The organism is Streptomyces sp. NPDC058964 (assembly GCF_042741275.1).
Lineage (GTDB): Bacteria > Actinomycetota > Actinomycetes > Streptomycetales > Streptomycetaceae > Streptomyces.
Genome location: NZ_JBHYKH010000393.1, coordinates 1 through 8,234 on the forward strand (window position 1 = coordinate 1; position 8,234 = coordinate 8,234).

Annotated in this window: 9 protein-coding genes; 2 read left to right on the forward strand and 7 right to left on the reverse strand. The window is 70.3% G+C overall.

Features of this window, described 5'->3' with window-relative positions; genetic code table 11:
* Positions 1–22: 22 nt before the first annotated feature.
* The 3 genes from paaC to paaA are packed head-to-tail and all read right to left on the reverse strand — an operon-like array spanning position 23 to position 2,154.
* Positions 23–856, reverse strand: a complete 834-nt coding sequence (gene paaC, locus ACFW2E_RS34355; RefSeq protein WP_384472102.1) for a 1,2-phenylacetyl-CoA epoxidase subunit PaaC — start codon at positions 854–856, stop codon at positions 23–25.
* A 9-nt stretch (positions 857–865) separates the two neighbouring features.
* A complete protein-coding gene (gene paaB / locus ACFW2E_RS34360) occupies positions 866–1,168 on the reverse strand; it encodes a 1,2-phenylacetyl-CoA epoxidase subunit PaaB (RefSeq protein WP_361241509.1) in 303 nt (100 codons plus the stop codon).
* Positions 1,165–2,154: a 1,2-phenylacetyl-CoA epoxidase subunit PaaA gene (gene paaA / locus ACFW2E_RS34365; protein ID WP_384472105.1), complete on the reverse strand. Its 990-nt coding sequence runs from the start codon at positions 2,152–2,154 to the stop codon at positions 1,165–1,167. Before paaA ends, paaB begins: the two co-directional genes overlap by 4 nt.
* 204 nt (positions 2,155–2,358) lie before the next feature.
* On the opposite strand from paaA, the gene paaI reads away from it, so the two are divergent.
* Positions 2,359–2,802 (forward strand): hydroxyphenylacetyl-CoA thioesterase PaaI, encoded by a 444-nt coding sequence (paaI, locus tag ACFW2E_RS34370; protein ID WP_384472108.1) that lies wholly within the window; start codon positions 2,359–2,361, stop codon positions 2,800–2,802.
* Positions 2,799–4,145, forward strand: a complete 1,347-nt coding sequence (gene paaK / locus ACFW2E_RS34375; protein ID WP_384472111.1) for a phenylacetate--CoA ligase PaaK — start codon at positions 2,799–2,801, stop codon at positions 4,143–4,145. Before paaI ends, paaK begins: the two co-directional genes overlap by 4 nt.
* A 49-nt stretch (positions 4,146–4,194) precedes the next feature.
* On the opposite strand, the gene ACFW2E_RS34380 is transcribed toward paaK, so the two are convergent.
* The 4 genes from ACFW2E_RS34380 to ACFW2E_RS34395 are packed head-to-tail and all read right to left on the reverse strand — an operon-like array spanning position 4,195 to position 8,120.
* Entirely contained in the window at positions 4,195–4,896 is a 702-nt protein-coding gene (locus ACFW2E_RS34380) for a hypothetical protein (protein ID WP_384472114.1), read from the reverse strand.
* Positions 4,893–6,128, reverse strand: a complete 1,236-nt coding sequence (locus ACFW2E_RS34385; RefSeq protein ID WP_384472117.1) for an MFS transporter — start codon at positions 6,126–6,128, stop codon at positions 4,893–4,895. The genes ACFW2E_RS34380 and ACFW2E_RS34385 overlap by 4 nt, the downstream gene beginning before the upstream one ends.
* 55 nt (positions 6,129–6,183) lie before the next feature.
* Entirely contained in the window at positions 6,184–7,032 is an 849-nt protein-coding gene (locus ACFW2E_RS34390) for a class I SAM-dependent methyltransferase (RefSeq protein ID WP_384472120.1), read from the reverse strand.
* The gene (locus tag ACFW2E_RS34395) at positions 7,029–8,120 is read right to left on the reverse strand and encodes a hypothetical protein (protein ID WP_384472123.1); all 1,092 of its coding nucleotides are present in this window, start codon (positions 8,118–8,120) and stop codon (positions 7,029–7,031) included. Before ACFW2E_RS34395 ends, ACFW2E_RS34390 begins: the two co-directional genes overlap by 4 nt.
* Positions 8,121–8,234 lie beyond the last annotated feature (114 nt).

An 8,234-nucleotide genomic window follows, 5' to 3' on the forward strand; every position in this document is an offset into this window, starting at 1 on the left:
GTGTCGGTGTCGGTGAGGTCGGTCACCATGTCGCCTGCGGGTCGGCTCGGGCCACGCTCTGCAGCTCCGCCAGCAACGGGGCGAGGTGTCCGGTGTGCTCGCCTCCGCGCCCGGAACCAGTCGCCGGCGCCGGCGCGTCCGGCAGGGGCAGGCCCGCGGCCTCGGCCACCTGCGCCAGTACGGCGAGGACCTCGGTCCGCGCGTCGTGGGCGGCGAACAGCTCGTTCAGGTACGGTGCCACCCGATCCAGGCCGGCGCGCATCCGCCGGTGGGACTCCTCGGTGCCGTCACCGAGCCGGACGACCCACTCGGCCGCGTACTGCCGGTGATACGTCAGCTCCTTCACGCCCTTGGCGGCGACGGCGGCGAGCACCGGGTCGGCGGAGGCGGCGAGCGACTCGAAGTGGGCCAGGCGCCAGGACGAGAACACCAGCAGCCGTGCCATGGAGAACGCGAAGTCCCCGTTGGGCAGTTCGGCAAGGCGTACGTTGCGGAATTCGTCCGCGTCGCGGAAGTAGGCGTAGGCGTCCTCGCCGCGTGCGGTGCCGTCGACCTGGCCGCAGCGGGCGTACAGCAGGCGGGCCTGGCCGAGCAGGTCGAGCCCGATGTTGGCGAGGGCCACCTCCTCCTCCAGTTCCGGCGCGCGGGTGGTCCACTCGGCCAGGCGCTGGGCCGTGACCAGGGCGTCGTCGGCCAGTGCCAGACAGCACGCGGCCAGCTCCGCCCGGTCGACGTCCTCGGGAACGGCGGTGCTCACGCCGTACAGCGGGTCCTCGAAGCCCGTCCCGAAGGCCCAGCGGGCGTCGCTGTCGTCGTGCCCCTCGGCCAGGGACAGGTAGACGTGATCGTCGCTCATTGCCTGCTCCTAGATGTGCGGGACGTCGTCGGGGATGTCGTAGAAGGTGGGGTGCCGGTAGACCTTGTCGGCGCTGGGGTCGAAGAAGGGGTCCTTCTCGTCGCGCGTGGAGGCGGCGATGTGCTCCGAGCGCACCACCCAGATGCTCACACCTTCGTTGCGCCGGGTGTACAGGTCCCGGGCGTGGGTGAGGGCCATGCGGTCGTCGGCGGCATGCAGGGAACCGACGTGGACATGGTTGAGTCCGCGCTTGCCCCGCACGAAGACCTCGTACAGCGGCCAGCCGTCCCTCTTCGCCTGCGTGTCGCTCATACCGCTGCTCCCTTCTCCGTCCGGGCGGCCTGCTTGGCGGCGTGCGCGGCTGCCGCCTCGCGCACCCAGGCGCCGTCCTCGTGTGCGGCCCGGCGCCGCGCCACGCGTTCGTCGTTGCACGGCCCGTCGCCGCTGATCACCCTCTTGAGCTCGGCCCAGTCGGGGGTGCCGAAGTCGTGGCGGCCGCGCTCCTCGTTCCAGCGCAGCTCGGGGTCGGGCAGGGTCACGCCCAGCTTCTCGGCCTGCGGCACGGTCATGTCGACGAAGCGCCGGCGCAGCTCGTCGTTGCTGTGCCGCTTGATCTTCCAGGCCATGGACTGCGCCGAGTTGGGCGAGTCGTCGTCGGGCGGTCCGAACATCATCAGCGACGGCCACCACCAGCGGTTCACCGCGTCCTGGACCATCTCGCGCTGGGCGTCGGTGCCGCGCATCATCGTCATCAGCAGCTCGTAGCCCTGCCGCTGGTGGAAGGACTCCTCCTTGCAGATGCGGACCATCGCCCGCGCGTACGGGCCGTAGGAGCTGCGGCACAGCGGCACCTGGTTGCAGATGGCGGCGCCGTCCACGAACCAGCCGATGACGCCTACGTCGGCGAAGGACAGGGTCGGGTAGTTGAAGATCGACGAGTACTTCTGGCGCCCCTCGATCAGCCGCTCGGTGAGGTCCGCGCGGTCGGCGCCCAGCGTCTCGGCCGCCGAGTACAGGTACAGTCCGTGGCCGGCCTCGTCCTGGACCTTGGCGAACAGGATCGCCTTGCGGCGCAGCGACGGGGCGCGGGTGATCCACTCGCCCTCCGGCTGCATGCCGATGATCTCCGAGTGCGCGTGCTGCGCCACCTGCCGGATCAGCGTCTTGCGGTAGCCCTCCGGCATCCAGTCCCGCGGCTCGATCCGCTGATCGCGCGCGATCGTGTCGTCGAACCGTTCCTGAAGCCCGGGCGGCGCTCCGTCCTGAGCCGACGACGACCCGGCCTGCCGTGCAGTCATTCCTACCACCTGTCCCTACCGACCGTTCGTTCGGTACATGATATGACGAGATCTCGCGTTGCGGAAGTGCGGCGGGCGCCCGGTGCCCCGGGAACGGGGCCTGCGGGGCCGCCCCGGTGTGCGGTCGACCCCTTGACAGGGGTGGGTCCGGCTGGATTACTTGGCCGTGCCGCATGCTAACCGAATGTTCGGTCGGGATATAAGATGGTAGATACACCTATATATGCTGGGAACAGCGCAGACGATCCGGTCGAGGCGATGTTCTCCGCGGACGACGCCTCCCGGCGACTGGGGATCGAGCTCCTGAAACACGGCGAGGGGACCGCCGAGCTTCGTATGACCGTGACGCCGGCCATGGTCAACGGCCACCGGATCGCTCACGGCGGCTACCTCTTCCTCTTCGCCGACACCGCCTTCGCCTGCGCGTGCAACAGCCACGGTCCGACGACGGTCGCAGCCGGAGCCGGCATCGACTTCGTGGCCCCGGTTCACGAGGGCGACGTACTGATCGCCACCGCTCGGGAGCGGACCCGCTTCGGGCGCAGTGGCATCTACGACGTGACGGTGATGCGCGGTGACGAGGTGGTCGCGGAGTTCCGTGGCCGCAGCCGCATCCTCAGGGGCAGTACATCCAGGGAGTCGCGATGAGCATCGAACGGAAGACGACGTCGGCCGCCGGGGCCCGCCGGGCGGAACCGTGTCCCGAACACCTGCTGGACTCCGCGGAGCAGATGCCGCGCGAGGAGCTGCTGGACCTGCAGCTCCGCCGTCTCAGGTCGACGCTGCGACATGCCTACGACAACGTGGAGCTGTACCGGAAGAAGTTCGACGAGGCCGGCGTCGGGCCCGAGGACTGCGGTTCGCTCGCGGACATCGCCCGCTTTCCCTACACCACGAAGGCCGACCTGCGGGACACCTACCCCTTCGGGATGTTCGCCGTCCCCATGTCCGACGTCCGCCGTATCCACGCATCCAGCGGCACGACCGGACGCCCCACCGTCGTCGGCTACACGGACAACGACCTCTCCAACTGGGCGGACCTGGTGGCCCGTTCGATCCGCGCCGCCGGCGGCCGGCCGGGCCACAAGGTCCACATCAGCTACGGGTACGGCCTGTTCACCGGCGGACTCGGGGCGCACTACGGCGCCGAGCGGGCCGGATGCACCGTCATCCCCGCCTCGGGAGGCATGACGGCCCGCCAGGTGCAGATCATCCGGGACTTCCAGCCCGAGATCATCATGGTCACCCCGTCCTACATGCTCACCCTGCTCGACGAGTTCGAGCGCCAGGGAGTGGACCCCCGTTCCACGTCGCTGAGGATCGGCATCTTCGGAGCCGAGCCGTGGACCGAGGAGATGCGCCGCGAGATCGAGGAGCGCATGAACATCGACGCCGTCGACATCTACGGTCTGTCCGAGGTGATGGGGCCCGGCGTCGCCCAGGAGTGCGTGGAGACCAAGGACGGCCTGCACGTGTGGGAGGACCACTTCTACCCGGAGATCGTGGACCCGATCACGGACGAGGTCCTGCCCGACGGCGAGAGCGGCGAACTCGTCTTCACGTCGCTCACCAAGGAAGCACTGCCGGTCATCCGGTACCGCACCCGCGACCTGACGCGCTTTCTGCCCGGCACGGCGCGCCCGGCCTTCCGCCGCATCGAGAAGATCACGGGCCGCTGCGACGACATGATCATCCTGCGCGGGGTGAACGTCTTCCCCAGCCAGATCGAGGAGGTCGTCCTGCGCACCCGGGACGTCGCTCCGCACTTCCAGATCCAGCTCGGCCGGCGGGGGCGGATGGACCACATGACCGTTCTCGTGGAGGCGCGTCCCGGCGCCGCATCCGAGCAGCGCGAGGCCGCCGCCCGGGCGATCGCCGCAGGGGTCAAGGACGGTGTCGGCGTGACCGTGGAGGTGCGGATCGTGGACCCGGAGACGCTGGAGCGCTCGCTCGGCAAGCTCCGCCGGGTGAAGGACCTCCGCGAGGGCTGATCCGCGCGCTGCGGCGACGAGGCGGTGAGCGGAACGACGGACACCCGTGTCAGCTGTCCAGGGCCAGCGGGCTGAAGTACTTGCGGTGTCGCAGCAGGTCCGGGAGATCCCCCAGGACCAGATAGGCGCGGCCCGCCCTGCGTCCCGGCTGCAGACACGGGTAGCCGTAGACGTTCTCCGTCGAGTTCACGTAGGCGCCCGCCAGGTTCAGGTCCAGCGCCCGGATCAGGCCGGGCCCGCAGGCCACGCCGCCGTAGGTGTCGTACGACCATCCGGGGGCCCCGATGTCGAAGTCGTCGACGCACACGACGCCGTTCTTCACCGCGGTCAGCTCCTCGCGCAGCGGCCAGTCCTCGAAACCGTGCGCGTCCAGGTGGATCAGCGGCCGCTCGGCGCCCGCAAGCACCTCGTCGAGCAGGGCGCGGCTGTCACACTCCCGTACCCAGCAGTTGGGCAGCCGGGCCGTGCGCCTGCGGGTGAAGTCCACATGGACCGGATTGATGTCGCAGGAGTGGACGGTGACGTCGGGATAGGCGCGGGCCAGATAGTGGGTGGTGTCGCCCAGGTGGCAGCCCGTCTCGACGATCACGTCGGGCTCATAGGCGCCGACCAGGTAGTCGAAGGCGACGGCCGCCTCGATGTCGAACCCGAAGGGGCCGCCGCCGTCGCTGAGCGGGAAGCTTCCCTCGACCTGCCGCCCGCCCATGCGGTGCGTCCGGTAGAAGTGCTCGTAGACCCGCTCGTGCGTCATCCGGGGACCTCTCCCACCACCGGCTGTTTGCGGCGGAGCGAACGGAGCATCGCCCACAGCGAGAAGACCAGCGGGATCGCCCCGGAGACGATCACCTGACCGCGGCTGGAGACGAGGCTGTTGGGGGTGCCCAGCAGATATCCGAGGCCGATGCAGCAACGGGACAGCGCCTGATAGCAGGCCCAGGCGCTGCCGTGCACCTCGGCGGGCACGCCGGTGTGCACCGCGTTGCGCAGGCCGACGTTGCACACCCCGTTGCCGAAGCCGCCGAGCAGGAACAGCGGGAAGATCACCGGGGCCACCGGGAGGAGACCGGCCAGCAGCAGCCCCACGGAGATGCCGAGCACCCCGCCGAGGATGAGGGCGAGGTGCCGTCGTGACCATCCCGCGCGGCCGGCGAGCAGCGCGCCCGGGATGCTGCCCAGCGCCCAGGTCGCCAGGAACAGGCCGAAGACGCTGTCGTTGCCGTGGACCACGTCGCGCAGATAGTAGACGCCCGCGACACTCTCGATGCTGGTGGCGAGCATCGCCGCCGCCAGCGTGGGCATCAGGAGGCCCACCACCGGCGCGTGCCGCAGCGCCCGGTACCCGTCCGAGAGCTTGGTGGCGGGCCGGCGGCCGAGCGTCACGTCCACGGAACGGGGCACGGCGAGCGCGGTGCACCAGGCCAGCGCGAGGAACGAGACGGCATCCGCGCCGAGCAGGAAGGTGGTGCCCCACGCGGAGTGCAGCAGGCCCGCCAGCGCGGGACCGAGCAGCCCCGCCGCCGAGAGCCCGGCGGTGAGCAGGCTGTTCGCCCGGCCCGTCTGCTCCTCGCCCGCGACGACGGGAAGGATCTTGAAGCCCGCGGTCACCGATGCCACCCCGGCCAGCCCCGACAGGGCGATGAGCGCCACCCGCAGGTGGAAGCCGTCCAGCGCGGCGGCGCCGCCGAGGGACAGCGCCTGGATCACCAGCGCCCACAGACCGACGGATCGGGCGCTGGCCCGGTCCACCAGTGAACCGATGAAGGGTGCGGCGATCACCGTGGGCAGGAGCTCGGCCAGGCACACCTCCGTCACGCCCCAGCGCAGGCCCTTGTCCGCGGCGTCCAGCATCATGCCGACGGAGGCGAACGAGTCACCGACGCGTGAGAAGAGCGTTCCCGCGATCAGCACCAGAGCGGGAGCGGGGACGAGCATGCTCCGGCGCAGCGGGGCGAACGTCGTCCTGCGCGTCTTCTGCGTGTCCAATCGAGTCCAATCCATCCGCTTGCCGCGTTCACTTCAAAACTGCCTGCGGAACAGATTAGGCCTGTCGGCAAAGGAGAAGGGCGTCCACCGGCCATCCGTGCGCACCACCGCCCGCGACTTCCACGGAGACTTGTCCGGCGTAAGCGAGTCCCAGTTTCTCGGCCATTGCCCGGACTTCACGAGAACTCCACACGCGTTCTTCGTGAATGCCCAGAACGCCGGGGAACGGTTGCGCATCTCCCTCACGCGCCTCGATGAAGTAGTTGTGCCGCAACTTCCGGGTCTCCGGGGCGAAGTCGGTGCCGCGCCAGATGAGCCGGCGAACACCCCGCCGGTCCTCGAACGGAACGGCGTCACACCTTTCGCGCAGCTGGACAAAGTGTTCCAGAGACGACTCCCGGAACGCGACGATCGCCACATGTCCGCCCGGGCGCGCCGCGTCCCGCAGGTTGCGCACGACTTCCTGCGCATCCGCCTCCGACGTGAAGGAGTTGAGCGTCACGTTGCCCAGCAGCGCGAGGTCCACCGCGCTTTTCGGCCAGACGCCCGAGTCGAGGAGGTCCCCCTCGACGAACCGCGCCACTGAGGAACAGCGCTCCTGAAAGCGCGTCGCGGCCGCCCCCGAGTTGTCGATGCCGGTCAGATGAATGTCCGGAAAATGCCGGGCCAACGCGCCGATGATGCGGCCGGATCCGCACCCGGCGTCCAGGACCGACCGGGCCCCGGTCTTTTCGCACAGCTCTATGTACGCCGGCAGGTCCCAGGTCACCTGCCAGGCGGCCGGCTCCTCGAATTCATAGAAGAGACCGGAGAAATAGGACTGGACGGGAATGTCCGGGAAGTTCTCCAGGATCCTGGAGAACGGCCCGAAGAACCGGGACGGTGTTTGCGGGGCGGACGTCATACGAGAGCCGCCGCTTCCGCTTCGAAGCGGTGCACCTGTTCCAGCGCGTCCGCCGTGTACGGGCTCTCCGCGTCCCGGCCGGCCGCCGCGAGGGTCTCCCGGTGGACGTCCATGACCGAGGCGAGCCAGTCGACCATCGCCCGCGCGTCCGGTCCGAGGGCGGTGCGCACCACGCCGCTGCGCACCGCCGTGTCGAAGAACTGCGCCCGCTGCCAGTACTCGGTGAGCATGCCGTCGCACTCGCCCCGGTCGGACAGCCCGGCCTCGCGCACGCTCAGCAGGAGCTCGAGCAGGTGAGCGTACACATGGATCGTCGACAGGACGCGCAGGCAGTCCATCCTGCGGCGCTCGCCCGCCACCGGGTTCCACGGGATGCCGAACAGCGCGCCGCCCAGATAGTTGTAGTCGGGATTGACCAGTCGCCGGCACACCAGCAGGTCGTAGAACTTCTGGTGCGCGGCCTCGTGGAGCACGGCGTCCGCCGTCTTGAGGGGGCTGGCGAGCACCTGGGTGTTGAGGACGGACACGAACGGCGCGGGCACGATGAACGCGGACTCGATGATGCTGTCCTCGATCAGCACCGCGCCCCGGACCGACGAGACGATCGACAGGCCGAACTCGCCCACGGCCGCCTCGATGAGCCGCAGGCCGCGCCCGACGGCGGTGACGTGGTCCGGGGTCGCGGCCACATGACTGTGCGCGACCGCCAGGTCCTCGCCGATCACGGCCCGGAGCGCGCGTCCGCCCTCGACCGCCGACCAGTCGCCGGCGAGCGCGTAGGTGTGTCCGGGCACCGTGAGCTGGGTGTGCGGTGCGGCGGAGGCGAACAGCTGCGCGCCCCGGCGCAGGATGCGGGCCGCGTCCGCCGGGTCCCCGCGGCCGTGCAGGGCACGGAAGGCGTCGAGCGTCGTCGAGCGGGCGACACTGTGCGCGATGAGCGCGGCATCCGGCGCGGGGCTCGGGGGGCGCAGCCCCGTGTGCGCGTGCAGCAGTTCGGCCGCGATCTCGGAGAAGGTCGCCATGTCGGCGTGGATGCCCGCCGCGGCTCCGAAGGGGCCGGTGCTGAGAAGATGCCGTGCCTTCGACATGTCCTGTCCCTCGCCTTGTGGAGGAAGCCTCGTGGGTGGGGCCGGCCGGCGGCGCCCGCGGGAGTCCGGGGGCCGGGGGGGCGGGCGGGGGGGGGGCGTGGTGCCGCGCCCCAC

Excerpts from the sequence above, each read along its gene's own strand:
- paaC (WP_384472102.1), bottom strand. The coding sequence starts at position 856 with ATGAGCGACGATCACGTCTACCTGTCCCTGGCCGAGGGGCACGACGAC.
- paaB (WP_361241509.1), bottom strand. The coding sequence starts at position 1,168 with ATGAGCGACACGCAGGCGAAGAGGGACGGCTGGCCGCTGTACGAGGTC.
- paaA (WP_384472105.1), bottom strand. The coding sequence starts at position 2,154 with ATGACTGCACGGCAGGCCGGGTCGTCGTCGGCTCAGGACGGAGCGCCG.
- paaI (WP_384472108.1), top strand. The coding sequence starts at position 2,359 with ATGGTAGATACACCTATATATGCTGGGAACAGCGCAGACGATCCGGTC.
- paaK (WP_384472111.1), top strand. The coding sequence starts at position 2,799 with ATGAGCATCGAACGGAAGACGACGTCGGCCGCCGGGGCCCGCCGGGCG.
- ACFW2E_RS34380 (WP_384472114.1), bottom strand. The coding sequence starts at position 4,896 with ATGACGCACGAGCGGGTCTACGAGCACTTCTACCGGACGCACCGCATG.
- ACFW2E_RS34390 (WP_384472120.1), bottom strand. The coding sequence starts at position 7,032 with ATGACGTCCGCCCCGCAAACACCGTCCCGGTTCTTCGGGCCGTTCTCC.
- ACFW2E_RS34395 (WP_384472123.1), bottom strand. The coding sequence starts at position 8,120 with ATGTCGAAGGCACGGCATCTTCTCAGCACCGGCCCCTTCGGAGCCGCG.